Annotated in this window: 21 protein-coding genes; 16 read left to right on the top strand and 5 right to left on the bottom strand. The window is 46.3% G+C overall.

The genetic code is table 11. From position 1 onward, the window contains the following. Positions 1–228 precede the first annotated feature (228 nt). Positions 229–489: a YgaP family membrane protein gene (locus tag OKX00_RS21655; protein WP_091008113.1), complete on the bottom strand. Its 261-nt coding sequence runs from the start codon at positions 487–489 to the stop codon at positions 229–231. 115 nt (positions 490–604) lie between these two features. Between OKX00_RS21655 and OKX00_RS21650 the strand changes: the two genes are divergently transcribed. The 3 genes from OKX00_RS21650 to OKX00_RS21640 are packed head-to-tail and all read left to right on the top strand — an operon-like array spanning position 605 to position 3769. Beyond that, positions 605–2347, top strand: coding sequence for an adenine deaminase C-terminal domain-containing protein (locus OKX00_RS21650; protein WP_265408815.1), 1743 nt, complete (start codon positions 605–607; stop codon positions 2345–2347). 58 nt (positions 2348–2405) lie between these two features. Continuing rightward, positions 2406–3440 carry a DUF3048 domain-containing protein gene (locus OKX00_RS21645; protein ID WP_416054358.1) on the top strand — a complete coding sequence of 345 codons (1035 nt, stop codon included), beginning with the start codon at positions 2406–2408 and terminating at the stop codon, positions 3438–3440. A 20-nt stretch (positions 3441–3460) separates the two neighbouring features. Next, the gene (locus tag OKX00_RS21640) at positions 3461–3769 is read left to right on the top strand and encodes a YerC/YecD family TrpR-related protein (RefSeq protein ID WP_053355996.1); all 309 of its coding nucleotides are present in this window, start codon (positions 3461–3463) and stop codon (positions 3767–3769) included. A gap of 229 nt (positions 3770–3998) precedes the next feature. On the opposite strand, the gene OKX00_RS21635 is transcribed toward OKX00_RS21640, so the two are convergent. Continuing rightward, complete coding sequence (locus OKX00_RS21635; protein WP_265408813.1) at positions 3999–4418, bottom strand: GNAT family N-acetyltransferase; 420 nt, start codon at positions 4416–4418, stop codon at positions 3999–4001. A gap of 121 nt (positions 4419–4539) precedes the next feature. Here OKX00_RS21635 and OKX00_RS21630 point away from each other — a divergent pair, with 121 nt between their 5' ends. Beyond that, on the top strand, positions 4540–5214 hold the full coding sequence (locus tag OKX00_RS21630) for a VC0807 family protein (protein ID WP_082316060.1): 675 nt from the start codon (positions 4540–4542) through the stop codon (positions 5212–5214). Between the two features lies 1 nt (position 5215). Here the strand turns inward: OKX00_RS21630 and OKX00_RS21625 are convergent, their stop codons facing one another. After that, positions 5216–5761, bottom strand: coding sequence for a GNAT family N-acetyltransferase (locus OKX00_RS21625; protein ID WP_265408812.1), 546 nt, complete (start codon positions 5759–5761; stop codon positions 5216–5218). Between the two features lie 271 nt (positions 5762–6032). Here OKX00_RS21625 and OKX00_RS21620 point away from each other — a divergent pair, with 271 nt between their 5' ends. The 6 genes from OKX00_RS21620 (at position 6033) to pruA (ending at position 14425) form a co-directional block, all read left to right on the top strand. Then, positions 6033–6722, top strand: a complete 690-nt coding sequence (locus OKX00_RS21620; RefSeq protein ID WP_053358396.1) for a heptaprenylglyceryl phosphate synthase — start codon at positions 6033–6035, stop codon at positions 6720–6722. A gap of 72 nt (positions 6723–6794) precedes the next feature. Beyond that, positions 6795–9032: a DNA helicase PcrA gene (gene pcrA / locus OKX00_RS21615; RefSeq protein ID WP_265410611.1), complete on the top strand. Its 2238-nt coding sequence runs from the start codon at positions 6795–6797 to the stop codon at positions 9030–9032. 109 nt (positions 9033–9141) lie between these two features. Continuing rightward, on the top strand, positions 9142–9450 hold the full coding sequence (locus OKX00_RS21610; RefSeq protein ID WP_265408811.1) for a hypothetical protein: 309 nt from the start codon (positions 9142–9144) through the stop codon (positions 9448–9450). After that, positions 9428–11437 carry an NAD-dependent DNA ligase LigA gene (gene ligA / locus OKX00_RS21605; protein ID WP_265408810.1) on the top strand — a complete coding sequence of 670 codons (2010 nt, stop codon included), beginning with the start codon at positions 9428–9430 and terminating at the stop codon, positions 11435–11437. Before OKX00_RS21610 ends, ligA begins: the two co-directional genes overlap by 23 nt. Before the next feature lie 41 nt (positions 11438–11478). Continuing rightward, positions 11479–12678: a CamS family sex pheromone protein gene (locus tag OKX00_RS21600; RefSeq protein WP_265408809.1), complete on the top strand. Its 1200-nt coding sequence runs from the start codon at positions 11479–11481 to the stop codon at positions 12676–12678. Positions 12679–12877: 199 nt separating this feature from the next. Then, positions 12878–14425 (top strand): L-glutamate gamma-semialdehyde dehydrogenase, encoded by a 1548-nt coding sequence (gene pruA, locus OKX00_RS21595; RefSeq protein ID WP_053355989.1) that lies wholly within the window; start codon positions 12878–12880, stop codon positions 14423–14425. Between the two features lie 43 nt (positions 14426–14468). Here the strand turns inward: pruA and OKX00_RS21590 are convergent, their stop codons facing one another. Further along, positions 14469–15155: an FHA domain-containing protein gene (locus OKX00_RS21590; RefSeq protein WP_265408808.1), complete on the bottom strand. Its 687-nt coding sequence runs from the start codon at positions 15153–15155 to the stop codon at positions 14469–14471. 137 nt (positions 15156–15292) lie between these two features. Here OKX00_RS21590 and bla point away from each other — a divergent pair, with 137 nt between their 5' ends. After that, positions 15293–16093: a subclass B1 metallo-beta-lactamase gene (gene bla / locus OKX00_RS21585; protein WP_265408807.1), complete on the top strand. Its 801-nt coding sequence runs from the start codon at positions 15293–15295 to the stop codon at positions 16091–16093. A gap of 55 nt (positions 16094–16148) precedes the next feature. Here the strand turns inward: bla and OKX00_RS21580 are convergent, their stop codons facing one another. Further along, positions 16149–16547, bottom strand: a complete 399-nt coding sequence (locus OKX00_RS21580; protein WP_248251221.1) for a DoxX family protein — start codon at positions 16545–16547, stop codon at positions 16149–16151. A 247-nt stretch (positions 16548–16794) separates the two neighbouring features. Between OKX00_RS21580 and OKX00_RS21575 the strand changes: the two genes are divergently transcribed. From OKX00_RS21575 to OKX00_RS21555, 5 genes are all read left to right on the top strand, one after another. Continuing rightward, positions 16795–17094: a DUF3905 domain-containing protein gene (locus OKX00_RS21575; RefSeq protein WP_091008618.1), complete on the top strand. Its 300-nt coding sequence runs from the start codon at positions 16795–16797 to the stop codon at positions 17092–17094. A 489-nt stretch (positions 17095–17583) separates the two neighbouring features. Continuing rightward, positions 17584–17871 (top strand): Asp-tRNA(Asn)/Glu-tRNA(Gln) amidotransferase subunit GatC, encoded by a 288-nt coding sequence (gene gatC / locus OKX00_RS21570; RefSeq protein ID WP_062239158.1) that lies wholly within the window; start codon positions 17584–17586, stop codon positions 17869–17871. Positions 17872–17886: 15 nt separating this feature from the next. Next, positions 17887–19344 carry an Asp-tRNA(Asn)/Glu-tRNA(Gln) amidotransferase subunit GatA gene (gatA, locus tag OKX00_RS21565; RefSeq protein WP_265408805.1) on the top strand — a complete coding sequence of 486 codons (1458 nt, stop codon included), beginning with the start codon at positions 17887–17889 and terminating at the stop codon, positions 19342–19344. An 11-nt stretch (positions 19345–19355) separates the two neighbouring features. Next, positions 19356–20789: an Asp-tRNA(Asn)/Glu-tRNA(Gln) amidotransferase subunit GatB gene (gene gatB, locus OKX00_RS21560; RefSeq protein WP_265408804.1), complete on the top strand. Its 1434-nt coding sequence runs from the start codon at positions 19356–19358 to the stop codon at positions 20787–20789. 283 nt (positions 20790–21072) lie between these two features. Then, the gene (locus OKX00_RS21555) at positions 21073–21621 is read left to right on the top strand and encodes a hypothetical protein (protein WP_265408803.1); all 549 of its coding nucleotides are present in this window, start codon (positions 21073–21075) and stop codon (positions 21619–21621) included. Positions 21622–21629: the final 8 nt, after the last annotated feature.

The raw sequence follows: 21629 nt of genomic DNA, 5'->3' as shown, positions 1-21629 counted from the left end.
ACTCCCCGTTGCAGGGGAGTTTTTTTCTTCTTGGCTGTTTTCATAACCTTTGTTGCTCTTGAGAGTGGCTGATTTCCGTTCCAGGATGCTCGCTTTCCGCGTGTCTCACCTGTCCCGTTAATCCTAGCCTCAGTCTCGCACCTTGCACTCCAATCAACTGATTAATGAAGGTTTTTCACAAAAATATTCCCAAAGCAACAATTTTTTAGAAAAGAGCCTTCTTCTTAATCAGCTCGGATTAATCGCTGAGCCTTCTTTGGAGATATCGTCTAAATCCATGTCTTTGAGCTCAGATCCTTGTTTTATCATATCCGTAACAGGGCAGTATCGCAGGATGCCTTCTGCCACTTTCATGGAGGCGAGGATCATCATGAAGACGTAAGATCCGCGGTAAGGCCTGCGTGTGTACTTGGCGGTCAGCATCGCCAGCATGGTCAATCCGCACACGATTCGAATCATGGAGTTTAAAATGCCAATGTTCTGTTTCATAAAGGGAATGCTCCTTTTTGTGATGATTTTTTGTGTTTTGCGTAAAGGCACCCACGAACCAAAATTGTATGGTATCCTTGAGAAAATGTAATTTACAGAGAAAAAGGTGAAACCTATGTCTAACCAGTTCTTGTTTTGGTCGAAGGCGGACCTTCGCCGCCATCAAGCAGTGATCCTGGGCGAATTAGCGCCGTCGATCGTACTGCAGAATGCAACCTACTTAAATGCTGCCCGGCACTGCTGGACAAAAGCTAACATATGGATTTACGATAACCGCATAGTTTATGTTGGGGATAAAATGCCCAGCCATACGAACGGGACAGAGATTTTGGATATTGACGGTAAATATGTCGTCCCTGGTTACATTGAGCCGCATGCCCATCCATTTCAACTATATAATCCCCAGACTCTGGGCCGTTATGCATCGGCAAGGGGCACAACGACATTTATGTGCGATAATCTTATGCTTTTTTTATCATTGCCAGTTACGAAAGCGCTTACTATTATGGAAGACCTGAACCGGCTGCCTTTTACGTACTATTGGTGGTGCCGTTATGATTCCCAGTCAGAGCTCTTGAATGAAGACTCTTTGTTCTCATTGAGCAACATTAAAAAAATGCTGGCATCTCCTTATGTCATACAGGGTGGAGAGCTGACAAGCTGGCCGAAAGTCCTTCAGGGAGATGATCATATTCTTCATCTCATGCGGGAAACACGCAAGGCCGGAAAGCGGATCGAAGGGCATCTGCCTGGTGCCTCTGAAAAAACCTTGACGCAGATGGCGCTGCTCGGTGTGGATTGCGATCATGAGGCGATGACCGGAGAGGAAGCGATGATGAGGCTGAACCTCGGACTTACCACCTCTCTCCGCTATTCATCCATTCGTCCCGATCTTTCACAGATTTTAAAAGAGATGAAAGAGATTGGAGCGGCTCATTTTGACCGTGTCATCTTTACAACGGACGGATCAACACCGGCATTTTATGAAGAAGGCGTCACGGATAAAATGATTTCTATCGCGCTTGAAGAAGGAATTGATCCGATCGATGCTTATAAAATGGCTTCTTATAACATAGCAAGATATTACGGCAAAGAGCATATACTCGGAATGGTCGCACCGGGAAGAGTAGCACATCTCAATATCCTGGATAGTGTGCAGCACCCGAATCCGGAGTCTGTGCTCGCCAAAGGGCAATGGATCAAGCGTGACGGTAAGGTTATGGAAGCTGGTGCACCGTTTCCTTGGAGCGATTATGGAATGGGGCCGCTCGAATTGAACTGGGAGCTGTCGCGGAAAGACTTTCAGTTCAGTTCACTGGCAGGCATTGAGATGGTGAACTCCGTCATTACGAAGCCGTATCAGATTCAGCTCAATCCTACTGAGGAAAAATTGAATATGGAACACGATGAATGCTTCTTCATGCTCGTCGACAAAAAAGGCAAGTGGCGGGTAAACACCCTGGTCAAAGGCTTTGCCAAAGGAGTTTCCGGGTTTGCGAGCTCCTATTCGAGCACGGGCGATCTGCTTTTAATCGGAAAAAGCAAGCGGGATATGCTCGCGGCGTTTAACCGTGTAAAAGAGATGAAAGGCGGCATCGTGCTGGTAGAGGACGGAGAAATCATCAGCGAGGTCAAGCTGCCGCTTGGAGGAGGAATGTCTTCTTCATCAGTCGAAGAACTCATACAGGAAGAAAAGGAATTAACGTCAGAACTGCGAAAAAGAGGATATCACTTCGAAGATCCGATTTACAGTCTGCTTTTCTTTTCTTCAACTCATTTGCCATATATCCGCATTACACAGCTAGGAATCTACGATGTGAAGAAGAAAGTCATACTCTTTCCTTCAATTATGCGTTAAACTAAAGAAGTAAAGCGTCTGGAAAGAATTCGGCCGGGGGGCCAGGGGGCAGGGGTGCCTGATGAAAAAATGGCTGCTTAGCTTTTGTGCGGCTCTATTGATCCTTGGCGGTGCAGGCTGCCAGAAGGAAGAAACGGCAAGTAACAAAAAGCCTGCGGAACATACGAAAGCTCCTGAAAAGAAAGAAAAGAAGACAGAGCTGAAAAACACGGATTCGCTGACAGGAATCAAAACGAACAAGGACACCGATGCAAGGGTGTTTGCCGTAATGATCAACAATCACTGGAAGGCTCGTCCGCAGTCCGGGCTTCATAAGGCGGATCTCGTTTACGAAGTTTTGGCGGAAGGGGATATTACACGCTTTCTTGCCGTATTTCAGAGCGAGAAGCCAGAGGTGGTCGGGCCTGTCCGCAGCGCACGCGATTACTTTATCGAGCTGAGCCAGGGTTTTCATGCTTTTTACGTTCATCATGGCTGGAGTCCGGAAGCGAAGAAAATCCTTTCAGGCAGCAACAGCAAGGTGGATTCGCTGAACGGCCTGTATTATGACGGCACGCTTTTTCACCGGGCATCGTTCCGGCAGGCGCCTCATAACTCGTATATTAAGTACAAAGACATCATGAAAGGTTTAAAGAAGAAAGGCTATGACAATAAAGATAAAATAAAGCCTCTTCCTTTCTTAAAACCATCGGAGGTCAAAGCGCTTACTGGTGACAAAGCCGATAAAGTTCTGATAACATACAATCACGGTGAGACTGTCGGCTATACCTACGACTCATCAACGAAACGGTATGCCCGCTTCAGCAACGAGAAGCCGACCACTGACCGCGAAACCAAAACACCGATCGAACTCGATAACGTGCTGATTGTGGAAGCAAGCCATAAAATCATTGATAGTTACGGACGAAGAGAAATTGACCTTACATCCGGAGGCAAAGCCATTTTGCTTCAGCGCGGAAAAGCCAGGGAAGTTAGCTGGGAAAACAAAGACGGCAGAATCATCCCGTCTGGCACAGGTTTCGTTCCGGGAAAAACCTGGATCAACATCATCCCGTCGCAGCCAGGAATCAGTAAGAGCGTTTCTATTGAATAGAGCAGAAGGAGTGCAAGTACATGCAAATTGATAAATTAAGAGGGAAGGCGCTTGATCAGCTGTTTGAAGCCGTCCTTTCACTAAAAGATCTGGAAGAATGCTATATGTTCTTCGATGATCTGTGCACGATGAACGAGATCCAGTCACTGGCACAGCGCCTTGAAGTAGCCCGCATGCTTCGTGAAGGAAAGACCTACCATAAAATTGAATCAGAAACCGGCGCCAGCACAGCGACGATTTCCCGTGTGAAGCGATGCCTGAACTTCGGAAACGATGCCTATCAAATGGCACTCGATCGGGTACACGGAAATAAAGAAGAAACGAAGTAAAACCTGTAACGCCTTTGGGCGGTGCAGGTTTTCTGTTTTGTGGAGTTATACGGCGTGACGATTTTATGAAAATGATGTGTTTTGCAAGTAAGTGGTCCATTATCGCAAGCAAGTAAACTCACTATTTCCGCAAGTAAAACATGCCGAACTGCAAGTAACGACCCCAGACAATCCCTTTGAGGCCGACAAAAAGGCCACCTGGAATCAGATCACTTGGCGGCCTCCACATTTAAAGCTTACGAGTAAACACTTCTTGCTTTTTCACACATTCGTAGCCGATGTTTTCGTAAAATCGGTGCGCTTCTTTTCGTTCAGCGCCCGAACGGAGCCGGATTTGATCATAGCCGTTTTCCAGCGCCCACGTTTCACATCTTTTCATTAATTCTTTTCCCACACCTAACCGGCGTTGTGACTCATCGACTACCAAACCGCCGATCTCGCAATATTCCATTTGCAGCAATGTTTTTCCATAGACATGAACCCAGCCGGCAATCGTACCGTTCACTTCTTGTACAAAAAGAGCAGCATTTTTCTGGATGATAATTTTTTCCAACCGTGTTATGATTTCAGTAGTATCACCTGTGTAACCGAGCTGTAACGACAGGGAAGCCAAGGCGGATATGTCCTCTAAGGTGGCTTGTCTAATCATAAAATCATCTCTTCAATAAGGAGTAAGGTCAAAAGAATCAGAGTCGGCCGAACACTATGGACAAGAGTATCGAGCATTTTGCACAATCCAGCAAGAGTAACGAAACATTCCATAACGGGAAGTGAAGAACTTGAAGAAAAGCATCGTAGTTTTTGATTTGCTGTTTTATTTAATACTGCCTTATCTGATCTGGAACCAGGGAAGAGACATTTTGGGCGATTATTACGCCATCCTGCTGTCTTCCGCTCCAGGTTTCATCTATACCATATACCGGTTTGTGAAAGAAAAGCAATTCAATGTTACAGGGATGTTTATTCTGTTCTCCCTGTTTGCCGGAACAACGATCGACCTCCTGTCAGGGGGGGCCGGCCGAATGCTTTGGAACCAGGTGTTCTTCGGTATTTTTATGGCGCTGCTGATATTCACGACCATTCTGATCAAACAGCCGCTTGGCATGCACTTTGCGGTGGATATTGCTTATCTCCAGGGTGAACCGAGGGACAAGACGCAGTCTCTGTACCGTCAGCCTGAATTTTATAAGTATTTTGTTTGGCTTACCGGACTGTTTGCATTCCGCAGTTTGTTCCAGGCCGGATTGAAATCGTATCTCCTGATGGAATACGGCGCGAAGAAGTATGATTTTATTTTATTCTCAATGAAGATTTCAGGCTGGATTTTTGGAGGCCTGATCACAGCAGGCTTTGTATTTATATCTTTAAAAATCTATAACTATCATGAGAAGAACAAAGGGCCTGAGGGTTCGGACAGCCCGATTCAAACGGAACCAAAAATCTGAGTTATTTTTGAAACCGATCCCTCGCCAGCATGCCATAGACCGCAACATCTACAAAGTGGTCGTAAAGCCATTCCGCCTGGCGGAGTTCTCCTTCTTGATGAAATCCAAGCCGTTCTGCAACAGAGCGGCTTCTTTTATTGTCCAGTGCGGCCTTCAGTTCCAGCCGGTTCAGGCCGAGCGTTCCAAACGCATAGTCCACCATCGCTTCGCACGACCGGGTCATGATGCCCTGGCCTTCAAAGTCCTTGCCCAGCCAATATCCAATGTTCGCCGAAAAGTTATTCCACTTGATGTCATACAGTGCCAGAGAGCCGGCCGGAATGCCCCGGTACCAGATGAGGGTGACGAGGTCCGTATAGTCGGCATACTTCTGCTGCGCCAGTTTAATGAATGTTTTTGTATCTTTTAAGGTACGAGAATAATCGACCCAGCCAAGCCAATTCCTCAGGTGGTCTCTTGAATAATCGGTCAGCTGGAAGAGGAGTTGGGCATCTCTTTTTTCGAGCATCTTCAAGGAAATTTCCTCATCAACTTGTAAAAAAAACATACACATTCTCCTGTTCATCGCTTTTTGTAAGGTTACCAAAAATTAATCGTAATGTAAGCGTTGTTTCACAGTGTCAAAGATGAGTAGCCCTATAATTTTTGATATAATGGCAAAAGGTATAAAGAGAATAACCGGCCGGGATGATCCCGGTTTAGAAAGTATAGATTGAATTATCCAGCTTCAACGCCCAAAGAGGATGAAAAAAGTTACAATTTTCATCCCAGCTCGGCCGTTTTTAAACAGGCGTTTCAGCATTTACTGGGAGGATCTTATGAATTTTGATTATCGGGTTTGGAAGCATATTTTTAAGCTGGATCCCAATAAGGAAATATCGGATGCCGATTTGGAGGCCGTCTGCGAGTCAGGCACGGATGCGGTCATCGTTGGCGGGAGTGACGGAGTAACACTTGATAATACTCTTGATTTGATGTCGCGGATCCGCAAGTTTGCGGTTCCCTGTGTCCTGGAGGTTTCCAACATTGAATCATTGACTCCCGGCTTTGATTTTTACTATATTCCGACTGTTCTTAACAGCAGGGACGCCAGCTTTATTGTCGGCTTGCAGCATGAGGCGGTGAAGGAATACGGCGATCTCATGAACTGGGAGGAGATTGTGACGGAAGGCTATTGCATCGTGAATCCGGATTGCAAAGCCGCAGAATACTCCAGCGCGAATGCCAGTCTTTCATTAGAAGATGTTGTAGCATATGCGCGCATGGCGGAAAAAATGTTCAGGCTTCCCGTGTTTTATCTTGAATACAGCGGAACGTATGGCGACATTGAGGTTGTGAAGGAAGTTAGGAAAGTGCTGGACCGTACGAAGTTTTATTATGGCGGCGGTATTTCAAATGCAGAACAGGCGAGAGAGATGGCAGTCTTCGCTGACACGGTCATCATCGGCAACATTATTTACGACGATTTGAAGAGTGCACTTGAGACAGTAAAAGCTGTAAAAGGATAATTGAAGTAAGACAGCAATTCATTTACAATAGAAATAAGAACAAACGTTTGGGCAGGTGACGGATAAATGAGTATGCACCAATTGATTGAAAAGCTGCTGACAGGACTCAATCCTGAACAGAGAGCAGCCGTTAAACATACACAGGGACCGCTTTTAATTATGGCGGGAGCGGGAAGCGGTAAGACGAGGGTGCTGACCCACCGCATCGCTTATTTATTGATGGAGAAAGAAGTCGCGCCATGGAACATTCTCGCGATCACGTTTACGAACAAAGCAGCACGCGAGATGAAGGAAAGGGTAGCCAGCATTACTGGACCTGTAGCGGAAGACATCTGGATTTCCACATTCCACTCCATGTGCGTAAGAATTTTGCGGCGTGATATCGACCGGATCGGCATCAGCCGCAACTTCTCGATCCTCGATTCTACGGATCAGCTCTCGGTAATCAAAAATATCTTAAAAGACAAGAACATGGATTCGAAAAAATTTGAACCGCGGAGCATCTTGGGCTCTATTTCGTCATTGAAAAATGAACTAAAAACGAGTGCTGATTTTGCGAAAACGATGAACGGGCCGTATGACAGTGTCGTCCATGAGGTATACCAAGAGTATGAAAAACGTTTGAAAAAGAACTCTGCGCTCGATTTTGATGATTTAATTATGACAACCATCCATCTCTTCAAGCGTGTGCCGGAAGTGCTGGAGTTCTATCAGCGCAAGTTCCAATACATTCACGTGGATGAGTATCAGGATACGAACCGTGCGCAGTATATGCTCGTACAAATGCTTGCTGACCGTTTCCGCAACCTTTGTGTTGTCGGTGATTCGGATCAGTCGATCTACGGCTGGCGCGGAGCGGACATCGCAAACATCCTTTCTTTTGAAAAAGATTACAATGACGCAAAGGTGATTTTGCTTGAGCAAAACTACCGTTCTACGAAAACCATTCTGGACGCAGCCAACAAGGTGATCGAGAACAACTTCAACCGCAAGGCGAAAAACCTGTGGACAGACAAAAACGAAGGACAGAATATTATTTATTACCAAGGCGACAGTGAGCACGATGAGGGCCATTATGTAGCAGGAAAGATCCGTGAGATGACCACCGGCGGAAGCCGCAAATGCTCAGAGATCGCCATCCTGTATCGTACGAATGCCCAGTCCCGTGTGATCGAGGAAGTTTTGATGAAGTCGAACATCCCGTATAACATCGTCGGCGGCACCAAGTTCTACGACCGCAAAGAGATCAAGGACATTCTTGCCTATCTTCGCCTCATTGCGAACCCGGATGATGACATCAGCATGATGCGGATCATTAATGTACCGAAGCGCGGAATCGGTGCTTCGACTGTCGATAAGATTCTCCAATATGGAGCGGATAATGATCTTTCCATGTACCAAGCGCTTCAGGAAGTGGAGCAGATCGGATTAACATCCCGTATTACAGGCGTATTGCGCGATTTTTCCGAGCTGATCACGAACTGGACCCGAATGCAGGAGTTCCTTTCGGTGACCGAGCTTGTGGAAGAAGTGATTGATAAGACGGGTTACCGCGACATGCTGAAGGCAGATAAGTCGCTTGAATCGGAAAGCCGTCTGGAGAACATTGACGAGTTCCTTTCTGTAACGCAAGACTTTGAAAAACAGCAGGAAGATAAGAGCCTTGTGGCATTCTTAACCGACTTGGCCCTTGTAGCAGACATTGACCGCCTGGATGAGGATGAAGGCGATAAGCCGAAAGAATCGGTTGTTCTGATGACCTTGCACTCCGCTAAAGGCCTGGAGTTCCCGGTTGTCTTCCTGATTGGTTTGGAGGAGGGTGTATTCCCGCACAGCCGTGCTCTCTTTGAAGAAAGCGAAATGGAAGAAGAACGACGACTGGCTTACGTTGGAATTACACGTGCAGAACAGGAGCTTTATTTAACGAACGCTCGGATGAGAACATTGTTCGGACGTACGAACATGAACCCGGTATCCCGGTTTATCGGCGAGATTCCAGAGGAGTTGCTTGAATCCGTTCAAAAGGAAAAAGAAACTCCGAGCTGGGGAAGATCGTCACGTTCCAATGCTGCTCCTTCCTTCATGAAGCAGCCGGCTGCTGCTAAGAAAACATCTCCTGTTTATACGACTAATGGAGGCGAAAAGCCGGATTGGAAAGTCGGGGACAAAGTAAAACACCGCAAATGGGAGACAGGCGTGGTCGTCAGCATGAAGGGTGAAGGCGACTCACTGGAATTGGACATTGCGTTCCCGCAGCCGGTAGGACTGAAACGGCTGCTTGCGAAGTTTGCTCCGATTGAAAAAATGTAGTTTTTAAACGTGCGTTTAAAGGGGCTGTCCAAGAAGTCTGTAAGCTGTTGATTCCGTTCCAGGATGCTCACTTTTACCGGCGTAAACGCCTACTTTCGCGGGGCGTGCGGTGAGCCTTACCGGCGTGAACGCCTACTTTTTGGCGCTAGCGCCTGCAGGAGTCTCACCTGTCACGCTAGTCCCGCAGGACAAGGAAGACTCCGGCAGCGTTTTATCGCACGAAGAAAATGTGAAGTTCATTTTCGAGGAGTCTCGCACCTTCCACTTCAATCAACTTTTCATTGAAGATTTTCAAGACAAAAAGGAGCTGCTGAAGGTCAATTTTCGACTTTCAGGACAGCCCCTTATTCCATTAAAAAGCTGTACAGTTAAGATCGATAAAGGAGTTGGAAAGTTTGAACGAAGAGCATGCGAGTAAAAGGGTACATGAATTGCGTGAACTCCTTGAAAAATACAGCTATGAATATTATGTTCTCGATAAGCCTACAGTTCCCGATTCAGAGTATGACAAACGGCTCCAGGAGCTGATCGAGCTTGAAAACAACCATCCGGAGCTGCGGGATGAGCATTCTCCGACAGTGAGGGTGGGAGGACAAGTCCTCGACTATTTCAGAAAAGTGCAGCACAAGGTTCCAATGCTCAGCCTTGGCAATGCGTTTAACGAGGAAGATCTGCGTGATTTTGACCGCCGGGTACGAAACGGAGTCGGTGACAATGTTTCGTACGTGGCAGAATTAAAAATTGATGGTCTTGCTGTGTCATTAACTTATGAAGAAGGCCGCTTTGTTCTTGGGGCTACCCGCGGTGACGGAACGACCGGTGAAGACATCACGAACAATTTAAAGACGATTCGTACGATTCCCCTTCGCATCAAGGATAAGAACGTTTCTCTTGAAGTGCGCGGTGAGGCATACATGCCGAAGCGTTCATTTCAAAAGCTGAATGAAGCTCGCCAGGAAGAAGGCCAGGAGCTTTTTGCGAATCCGCGGAATGCGGCGGCCGGTTCCCTGCGCCAGCTCGATCCGAACATCGCCGGCAAGCGAAACCTTTCCATATTCGTGTATGGAATTGGACAGCTTTCCGGGCATTCAGTCGATTCGCACAGCGAAAGCCTGAACTTCCTGAAGGACCTCGGTTTTAAAACGAACCCGGAATGGAAGCATTGCAATAATATCGATGAAGTCGTAGATTTTGTCAGAGGCTGGGGGGAACGCCGACCGGATCTAGACTACGAGATTGACGGCATCGTCATAAAAGTGGATTCCCTTTATCAGCAGGAAGAGCTTGGTTTTACAGCGAAGAGCCCGCGGTGGGCCATCGCGTATAAGTTCCCGGCAGAAGAGGTCGTCACACGCCTTGAAGGAATTGAACTCAATGTGGGCAGAACGGGTGTTGTAACGCCTACTGCCCTCTTGTCTCCGGTAGTAGTTGCCGGAACGACGGTTAAACGTGCTTCATTACATAATGAAGACTTGATCCGGGAAAAGGACATTAAGATCGGCGATTACGTGATCGTGAAAAAAGCGGGAGACATCATCCCCGAAGTGGTGAACGTGATCGTTGACCGGCGAACTGGCGAGGAAGAAGACTTCCATATGCCGACACACTGCCCGGAATGCGAAAGTGAACTGGACCGGCTGGATGGAGAAGTAGCTTTGCGCTGTCTGAATCCGCAATGCCCTGCCCAGATCCGTGAAGGGCTCATCCACTTTGTTTCCAGAAATGCCATGAACATTGACGGCCTTGGAGAAAAAGTCATCGCTCAGCTATTCCGGGAAAACCTCATACAGGATGTGGCAGACCTTTTTAAACTAAAGAAGGAAGAGCTGCTGAAACTGGAGAGAATGGGTGAAAAGTCGGTTGACAACCTGCTGGACGCTATAGAAAAATCGAAAGAGAATTCTCTGGAACGTCTATTGTTCGGCCTCGGGATCAGACATGTCGGTGCGAAGGCTGCAAAAACGATCGCCCAGGTATTTGAAACAATGGACCGGCTAAGTTCTGCTGCGAAAGAAGAACTGATCGCCATCGATGAAGTCGGTGAGAAAATGGCCGATTCGGTTGAGCTGTATTTCGATAAGCCGGAAGTGGCAGAGCTCATCACTGACCTGAAAGAATCCGGTGTGAACATGGAATACAAAGGGCCGCGTGTCGTCCGGGCAGAAGATGTGGATTCCTATTTTGCAGGAAAAACCATTGTGCTGACGGGTAAACTTTCGGTGCTGAACAGGAACGAAGCGAAAGAAAAACTGGAAACGCTTGGCGGTAAGGTGACCGGAAGCGTGAGCAAGAATACCGACCTGCTGATCGCAGGGGAGGATGCGGGATCCAAACTGGACAAAGCACAGTCCCTCGGAGTGGAAGTATGGTCTGAACAGCGATTTATCGAGGAGCTTGAAAAATAAAGAATAGCTCTGTTCCATCAAGTTTTATGAGGAGTGTTACCATGATAAAGCGGATCAGCCTGATCCTGTTAAGCTCCCTTTTGATCCTGAGCGGCTGTATGAACAGAGACAAGCTGCAGAAGGAAGAGGAAGTTGTAAAGAAACAAGGGAAAACCGAAGAAAAAGCCATCATTACCGGGGAGATCAAAACCGGGGAAAAATATTACCGAAGCATTGTACCGTTTGAGCCAGGCGGTGCCCGCGGCTTAATCAAGTACGGTGTAGATAACCGCTTGGATATCAACGAGTTTGAACTCGGCCTCATGCGGATTGCTCAGGATAATTTCAGCACGGACAAGTATTACTACCAGGAGGGCCAATACCTGTCCTCCACGACCGTCAATAACTGGCTGAAGCGTGCGGACGAGAAGACTGAGAAGGATAACAAAACAGACATGGCCCAAAAAGGTCTTAACCCTGCTTTGGGGGTAAAGAAGGATGCTCCTTACAAGCAAGTAATGGCAGCAGAAGATAAACATCCGAAATACTTATCGTATGTACTTGAGCAGAATTACCTTGTACAGAGCGGAAATGATAAAGTTAAACTCGGCGGTGTCGTTGTCGGTTTATCGTTTAACTCTACGTACTATTACAAGGCGACAGACAAGGCTGGCTTGATTTATAACGGCTCCAAGAAGCTTGACTCAAGTGATGTTTCCCGTGAAGCAAGAAAAATGGGGCAGCAGGTCATCCAGCGTCTTCGCCAAAACCATGCACTGAAAAATGTTCCGATCACCATCGCTCTCTATCAGGAAGCGGAAAAAGAATCGGTCACACCAGGGCACTTTTTTGCATCGGCATCAGCCGGAGCGGGCAGTTCGCAGCTCGGAAGCTGGGATAAGATTGACGACCGTTATTATTTATTCCCTTCAAAAGATGCGACCGCAGCAAAAAGGGATGATGCTGAGAAATTTAATAACTTCAAGACCAAAATTCAGGACTACTTCCCGAACTATGTAGGAGTAATCGGAAAAGCTCAATACCGGGACGGCAACCTGAACCGTCTGGACATCGATATCCCGATGCAGTTCCAAGGCAAAGCTGAAGTCATCTCGTTCACACAGTATGTTACCTCGTCGGTGATGAAGGAGCTTCCAAGCGTGCCGGTTACAATCAACATCCAATCTGCCGTCAATAAACCGGAAGCGCTCATCGTCCGGGATGACGGAAGCAGCGATCCGTTCGTGCATATTTATAGATAGTGCCAAAGACAGACCCATGAACATACAAGGGTCTGTCTTGTTTTATGTGCATAGTTATGAAATCCCTTGAAATAAAAGGGTTTATTGTTTATTTCTTATTATTCTGACTATTTGTCATTGTTTGAACTGTGGGACGAGTTTAGGGTAGAATAGACATGTTGAACAAATGAAAACGCTTAAGGGCATAGGAGGGGACAAAATGATTCGAGAGTATAAACACGAACCATTTACGGATTTTTCAGTTAAAGAAAACAAGAAAGCTTTTGAGGAAGCTTTAGACCTTGTTAATTCACAGCTAGGCAAAGAGTATCCTCTGGTCATTGGCGGAGAACGCATCACCACTGATGAAAAAATCGTTTCTATTAATCCGGCCAATAAAGAAGAAGTCATTGGAACGGTTTCTAAAGCAAATAAAGATCTAGCAGAAAAAGCAATGCAAGTTGCGGTTTCTACGTTCGAAACTTGGAAAAAATGGGCGCCTGAAGCTCGTGCAAATATCCTTTACAGAGCTTCTGCTATTCTACGCCGCCGCAAGCATGAATTCTCTGCTTACCTTGTAAAAGAAGGCGGTAAACCATGGAAAGAAGCAGATGCTGATACAGCTGAAGCAATCGACTTCCTAGAGTTCTATGCTCGTCAAATGGAACTTATGAAAAACGGAGTACCGGTAAAAAGCCGAGAAGGTGAAATCAACCAATTCAACTACATCCCTTTGGGAGTAGGTATCGTGATTTCTCCATTTAACTTCCCGCTTGCGATCATGGCAGGAACAACTGTAGCTGCAATCGTTTCCGGTAACACAGTTCTTCTTAAACCAGCAAACAACACACCGGTTGTTGCAGCTAAGTTTGCTGAAGTGATGGAACAGGCTGGTCTTCCCGCAGGCGTATTGAACTTCATCCCAGGAAGCGGAGCAGAAGTGGGCGACTACCTGGTAGACCACCCGAAAACACGTTTCGTATCCTTCACTGGTTCCCGTGAAGTCGGCTGCCGTATCTACGAACGCGCAGCAAAAGTGCACCCTGGCCAAATCTGGCTGAAGCGTGTTATCGCTGAAATGGGCGGAAAAGACACAATGGTTATCGACAACAACGTAGATACAGATATGGCTGCTTCTGCGATTGTTTACTCTGCATTCGGTTTCTCTGGACAAAAATGTTCTGCAGGATCCCGTGCGGTCATTCACCAGGATGTGTATGATGAAGTTCTTGAAAAAGCAGTGGAGTTAACAAAATCTCTTCGTGTAGGAAATCCTGAAGATCTAGGAAACTACATGGGTCCTGTTATCGACCAAGCGGCATACAACAAGATCATGAGCTACATCGAAATTGGAAGAACGGAAGGGAAAATCGCAGCTGGAGGAGAAGGCGACGACTCTAAAGGTTATTTCATCCAACCGACAATCGTAGCAGACGTGGAAGAAAAAGCACGTCTTATGCAAGAAGAAATCTTCGGACCGGTTGTGGCGTTCTGTAAAGCTCGCGACTTCGATCACATGATGGAAATTGCAAACAACACAGATTACGGTTTGACTGGAGCTCTAGTTTCCAATAACCGTGAGCACATCGAGCGCGCGAAAGAAGAATTCCACGTGGGTAACCTTTACTTCAACCGCGGATGTACAGGTGCGATCGTTGGATACCAGCCGTTTGGCGGATTCAACATGTCTGGTACGGACTCCAAAGCTGGTGGCCCAGACTACCTTCTTCTTCACATGCAAGCGAAAACAACTTCAGAGTTGCTTTAATAAACAAAAAACCCCTTTCGGCTTTGGCTTGAAGGGGTTTTTACTATATTTCTTTAGTCACTGCCATTACGAATCCTTTGCGTAAAACAGATTCAATGTGCATATAAGGAGAGAGTTTTTTGCGAACACGGTAGATCAGGGAGTTTAACTCATCAGAGCCAACATCGGGAACCCTGCCGTCCAGAAGATCTCTTTCACTCCAGGCATGCCGCTTAATTTCTTCTTTCGAAACAAACTGTCCGAGGGAAGAATACAGCAGTTTAAAACACTGGAACTCCTTATGTGAAAAGTGAATATCTTTTTGATGCACCCGTACTTTTTGCAAAAGCTCATGAATGTCAATGAAATCTTCAGTTGGCAGACGAAATGGTTTTAGGGGATCCCAGTCCATGGTCTCCTGATCGTTTACGGTTATGTATTTCATGGAGATCATGCCATTGACGAGGGTGATCTGGTCACCGCTGCTCAAACCATATTCCTTTTGTGGAAGAAGGCGCATGCCATTTAGCCAGGTGCCATGTTTGCTGCCAAGATCAATCAGCATGGGTGAAGGTTTTTCACAATCGATCACACAATGCTGCCTGGATACGAGCGGGATATGAAATGCGATGCCGGGGGCAGGTTCGGAGCCGAACCTTCCGATGGAAATCTTTCTTTTTAAATGCACAAATTCATTTTCATAAGGCTGTCCACGCTCAATCAATAAGTGGAATTTCTCCAAAACGTCCATAGGTTCACCTTCTAATTATTTGAATATTCTTGCTTTTGTTAGGGCTTTGTCATTCCTGCTCCATTGAATGGAGGAAAGATAAGGAATACCATCAATAACATAGCAGGAAAATTAAAATTTAGGAAGGTAGGATGGTCATGAAAAAAAGAATCGTATTAAATGCTGCTCTCACCGGAATTTTTGGATTAGGTGTAATCACTGCACCATTAATCGTGAACGCTCAAGCTCAGAAGCCATATACCCAAGCTGCTCATGTTCTAAAAACATATTCAAACGAATCAGGAACAATCACTCTTACCGAAATCCAGCCGCACGTTTGGGTACATACGACGATCGGCGAATTTAACGGTGTGCCGGTTCCTTCGAATGGACTGTTGATGGAAACTTCCAAAGGCCTTCTGCTTGTTGATTCTTCTTGGGACGATCCCCTTACCGGAGAACTGATGGATATAATTTCTCAGCATTTTAAAAAACCTGTGAAAAACGCGATCATCACTCATTCCCATCAAGACCGCATAGGAGGCATTAAAACGCTGAAGGAGCGGGGGATTCATGTGTATACGACTCCTCAAACAGCAAAGCTTGGTGTTGAAAATGGCTATGAAGCTCCAGATCGTTTGCTGAATCCGGTGCTGACTCATTTGAGGTTTGGGAACGTGAAGGTGGAAGCCTACTATCCAGGGAAGGGACATACCGAAGACAACATTACGGTTTATTTTCCGCAGTACAAGCTCCTGGTAGGTGGCTGCCTGATCAAGTCGCAGGAAGCAAAAGATCTTGGGAATTTAGAGGATGCGGATGTTCAAGCGTGGCCAGTGTCCGTGCAAAACGTGATTGACCGATATTCTCAGGCGAGGACTGTTGTTCCAGGCCATGGAAACATAGGTGGAACCGGGCTTCTGTATCACACGATTGAGCTCCTTGAAAACAACAAGTAACTTTAAACCATAAAAAAACTGGCGGAAGCAATTTCCGCCAGTTTTTTTTCATAAATTAGAACCAAAGTGCGTCTAAAGAGTAAGCGCCTGCTCCAGTAAGAGCTACACCTAAAGCTGCTGCGATGAGGATCAAGTTGTACTCATAGCCGCCTGATGTTGCCCAGAAGCCGTTTGGTCCGTGCACTTTTACGATGGCCATGAGCATAGTCACGATAATGGCAGCTGCACCGAGCCAAGTGACCAATCCTGCTGCGAACAATAGACCGCCGCCAAACTCAGCGAGCCCTGCAAACAGTGCCATCGTGTAGCCTGGCTTAATACCGATGGATTCTAGCCAGCCGCCTGTTCCTTTCAGACCGTGGCCTCCGAACCAGCCAAACAATTTTTGTGTACCATGTGCCGCGAACGATAACCCGATCACGAGACGAATGATTAATAATCCTAAACTTAACATATAAGAACAACTCCTTGTTGAGATTTAATAACTTACTTTATGTAAGTATAATATAATATATGCTTACTTTTGTAAAGTATTTATCAAAAAAATTTTCTGCACCCGATTTTGGTGCCTTACTACATAGAATAGTGGCTTAAGGAAAAATTATGACTATATCCTAAGTATGAAGGAGAAAAATAACGTGGCTGATCATAAAAACAATAAAGAAGAAAACAACCTGGAAAAGCCTTATATTGAAGAAACAATGCCTCACCAAGCGAGTTCGCCGTCATTCAAAGGAACAGGAATGAAAATGCAGCCTCCCTTTGTGAATGATTACGGTGTAGTCATCGGTGACAGCAAATACAATTCCGAAAACTCACCGCTCAATAACTGGAGCGAAGATACGGATCCGGAAATCATGGCAGGCGATCAGTGGGTTCATCCGACAAACGACATCGGCTGGAACACGGCAGAAAACCGTGATCTCATCGAGAAGAATGTTAAACCCAAAGGAGCCCCATTTACGCATCCCACAAAAGACACCAGCTTCCGGAAGGATTAAAATGGTGCCTAAAACGGTGCCTGGCACCTCCATTACACAAGTGTGTAATCGCGGTGCCAGGCACCATATAAAAAAAGGCCTCTTTATAGAAATTACTTCAGCATTTTGAAATCATAAGAATAAATAGATTTTCTTTTACCTTTTCCTACTCTTTAAATTTTATGTCTCAATGGAGTATTGATTTGAAGTTTTCTCATTAAATCTTACTGTGTATAAATAATTATTTTCTAAAGAACGTTTCTTCATTGTGTCGAACCCCATCTTTCAATATCCTGTGTTAACAGCAGCACTCCGTCCTGACCCGCTCCAGACGCTAGTATGTAATAATGCTTATGTTGGGAAGAGGCGTAATTTTAAGGTGCCAGGCACCCCTCTTACATATATGTCAAAACGTGGTGCCTGGCACCGATTGCGGCACCGGTTGCTTAGTAACCGCGATTTTTGTTATCATCTATATATTGTGAACGTACTGTTTTGGAGGTGGCAAGCTTGTCTCGAATTTCAAAAGACCAGGTAAAACACGTTGCCCATCTGGCCCGTCTTTCCGTCAGCGAAGAAGAAGTGGACATGTTTACGGAGCAGCTGGATGCAATTATCGGTTTTGCCGAAGAACTGAATGAACTGGATACAGAAAACATTGAACCAACAACCCACGTGCTTGAGCTGAAAAACGTGCTGCGCGAAGATACTGTGAAAGAATCGGTAACGCGAGAAGAAGCGTTGAAGAACGCCCCTGATCAAAGGGATGGACAGTTTAAAGTACCGAAGACGTTTTAGAGTAGGAGGCAGCACATGTCATTATTAGAGAAGAAAGTATCAGAACTGCACAACCTGTTACATAAAAGAGAAGTAAGCGTGACGGATCTTGTTGATGCTTCATATGCCCGAATCGGCCAAGTGGAGGACAAGGTAAAAGCGTTCCTTACGCTGAATGAAGAGCACGCCCGCATACAGGCGAAGGAGCTGGATGATGTTCTCGCTGGTTCTCCAGGAGAACGAATCCTTGCAGGCCTTCCAATTGCCTTGAAAGACAATATCTCTACAAAAGGACTCCGTACTACAAGCGGAAGCAAAATCCTTTCCAACTTTAATCCAATCTATGATGCAACCGTGGCCAGCCGTCTTTATGAGGCAGGCGCTATCACGATTGGCAAGCTGAACATGGATGAGTTTGCGATGGGATCTTCCAACGAAAACTCCGGCTACCATGTGACGAAGAACCCGTGGAACACAGACTACGTGCCAGGCGGTTCCAGTGGAGGATCAGCAGCAGCTGTTGCAGCGAGCGAAGTATTATTTTCCCTCGGTTCCGATACCGGCGGATCGATCCGCCAGCCAGCGGCATATTGCGGCGTTGTAGGATTGAAGCCGACATACGGACTTGTTTCCCGCTTCGGCCTAATTGCGTTTGCATCTTCCCTTGACCAAATCGGACCGATCACGCGTACGGTGGAAGATAACGCATACCTTTTACAGGCGATTGCCGGACACGATCACATGGACTCCACGTCAGCGAACGTCGATGTACCGGACTACCTGTCAGCCATCACTGGAGACGTTAAAGGACTTCGTATTGCCGTTCCAAAAGAATACCTGGCAGAAGGCGTTGATCCAGCAGTAAAAGAAAAAGTGCTTGATGCGCTAAAAGTATTAGAAGGACAAGGTGCTGCGTGGGAGGAAGTATCGCTTCCGCATTCCAAATACGCGCTTGCAACCTACTATCTTCTGTCTTCATCAGAAGCATCCGCCAACTTGTCCCGTTTTGACGGCGTACGATACGGGGTGCGTTCGGATAACACCGAGAACCTCTTGGAGCTTTATAAAAACTCCAGAAGCGAAGGCTTTGGGGACGAAGTGAAGCGCCGGATCATGCTCGGAACATTCGCCCTCAGCTCGGGATACTATGATGCTTACTATAAAAAAGCGCAAAAAGTCCGTACGCTGATCAAAAATGATTTTGAACAAGTGTTTAATAACTTTGATGTCATCATCGGGCCAACGACTCCGACGACTGCGTTTAAAATCGGAGAGAAAACGAACGATCCGTTAACGATGTATGCCAACGATATTTTAACCATTCCTGTAAACCTTGCGGGTGTGCCAGCCATTTCTGTGCCGTGCGGATTCTCAAACGGATTGCCGGTCGGATTGCAGATCATCGGAAAACACTTTGACGAAAGCACGATTTACCGCGTAGCTTCAGTCTTTGAACAGGCGACGGAACACCATAAAGCGAAACCGCAATTGTAGGAGGTGCAGGGATGAGCAAATTTGAAACAGTCATTGGATTAGAAGTCCACGTTGAACTTAAAACCAACTCTAAAATATTCTGCGGCTGCTCCACCGATTTCGGAGCACCGTCCAACAGCCATACATGCCCGGTCTGTCTTGGACATCCAGGCGTTCTGCCGGTCCTGAATAAACAGGCGGTCGATTTTTCAATGCGTGCGGCGATGGCATTGAACTGCCAAATTAACCGGGAGCAGCATTTTGACCGGAAAAACTATTTTTATCCGGACAATCCGAAAGCATATCAGATTTCCCAGCTTGATAAGCCGATCGGCGAGCACGGCTGGATTGAGATCGAAGTGAACGGCGAAAAGAAAAAAATTGGTATCACACGTCTTCACTTGGAAGAGGATGCAGGGAAACTAACGCATGCTGCTGACGGATCGTCTCTTGTGGACTTGAACCGCCAGGGCACGCCGCTGATGGAGATCGTATCCGAGCCGGATATCCGTACACCGGAAGAAGCATATGCGTATTTGGAAAAGCTGAAAGCGATCATCCAATACACGGGCGTTTCCGACTGTAAGATGGAAGAGGGATCATTGCGCTGTGACGCCAACATCTCGATCCGTCCTGTGGGGCAAAAGGAATTCGGTACGAAAACCGAGCTTAAGAACCTGAACTCCTTCGCCTTCGTGCAAAAAGGGCTCGAGTATGAAGAGAAGCGCCAGGAGGAAGAAATTCTGGGTGGCGGCGAAATCCTTCAGGAGACCCGCCGTTTTGATGAAAAATCCAATAAAACAATCCTCATGCGTGTAAAGGAAGGATCGGATGATTATCGTTACTTCCCAGATCCGGATCTTGTGAGTCTGAGTGTTTCTGAAGAATGGATCGAGCGTGTCCGCGCTGAGATTCCTGAGCTTCCGGATGCTCGTAAAGCGCGCTATGTATCAGAGTTCGGTCTTCCTGCTTATGACGCAGGCGTTCTGACAGCATCAATCAAAATGGCTGATTTCTTTGAAGAAGGAATGAGGGAGAAAGCGGATCCGAAATTGCTTTCCAACTGGCTCATGGGCGAAGTGAGTGCCTTCTTGAACACAGAGTCCAAAGAAATCGGCGAAACACCATTAACACCGGGCAACCTCGCTAAAATGATCAAGCTCATTGAAGACGGCACGATCTCATCTAAGATCGCGAAGAAAGTCTTTAAAGAGATGATCGAGAACGGCGGCGATCCCCAAACGATTGTTAAGGAAAAAGGCCTCGTGCAGATTTCCGATGAAGGCGCCATCCGTGAGTTTGTTGTGGCTGTCCTTGACCGCAATCCGCAGTCCATCGAGGACTTTAAGAACGGAAAAGACAAGGCCATCGGCTTCTTAGTCGGCCAGGTCATGAAAGAGACCAAAGGAAAGGCAAATCCGCCATTGGTTAACAAATTGATCGCAGAAGAATTGAAGAATCGTTAATTGAAAGGCTGTCGGACGTTGTGTCCGGCAGTTTTTTTGTGTACTGGGGTGTGGAATTGAATGCATTTGAAGATAATTGAGCGGAACGGAGATTAATTGAGCCTAATTAAATATAATTGAGCCAAACTCTTGATTAATTGATCCTTTCTCGTTATTCAGACTTTTCCACCTTGATAATTAACTTTTGTTGTATACAAAAAACGTCGAAACTTGCGTCCGAAGCTTGTCCGGCTGACTGTGAAATAATGGTATGATTTGAGTAACAGAATCGGGGGTGGAGTTCATGAGGAGAGCCGGTGTTCTTGCTGCTGGATTGCTTTTGACTGTTTTGACGTCTTGCCAGGGGTCCATGCTGGTTGATGGTGAGCTGAAGCTGGACATGCATTCGAAAGGGCATTACCCACGGTCGTACAAGCCGGTTTCTATTGAAAAAACGGAAGATGTTATTCCTTTTAAAGCACATCTGCCAGAGTTCATTCCGTATAAGTACGAGAAACCGAAAATCGTCATTACGGATTGGGGAAAGAAAAAGAAGCTGCAGCTTGAAACGGAGTACACAAGAAAAGATCAGAAAACCGAGAAGGGATTCATCGCCCTTAAAATTTTTAACCATAAAAATCTGGTGAGTGAACTCATTAAAAATAAAAAATACGAAGATACCCTCGAGCTTGAAGACGGGACAGAAGCCTATTTCGCTTACTTTGGAAATTACGCCGAACTATTTTGGCTGGCAGATGAGGAAGAATACGATCTCCGGCACATGTTTGCCAATGAATACAGTGAAAAGCAGGTCAAAAAAGAGCTGTTGAGGATCGCAAATTCGATGAATTAAAAGGAGTA

Origin of the sequence: Fictibacillus sp. KU28468, from assembly GCF_026153615.1 — a bacterium.
GTDB lineage: Bacteria > Bacillota > Bacilli > Bacillales > Fictibacillaceae > Fictibacillus_C > Fictibacillus_C marinisediminis.
Note: the sequence above shows the minus strand (reverse complement) of the source record. Positions and strands in the feature narration are given on the sequence as shown.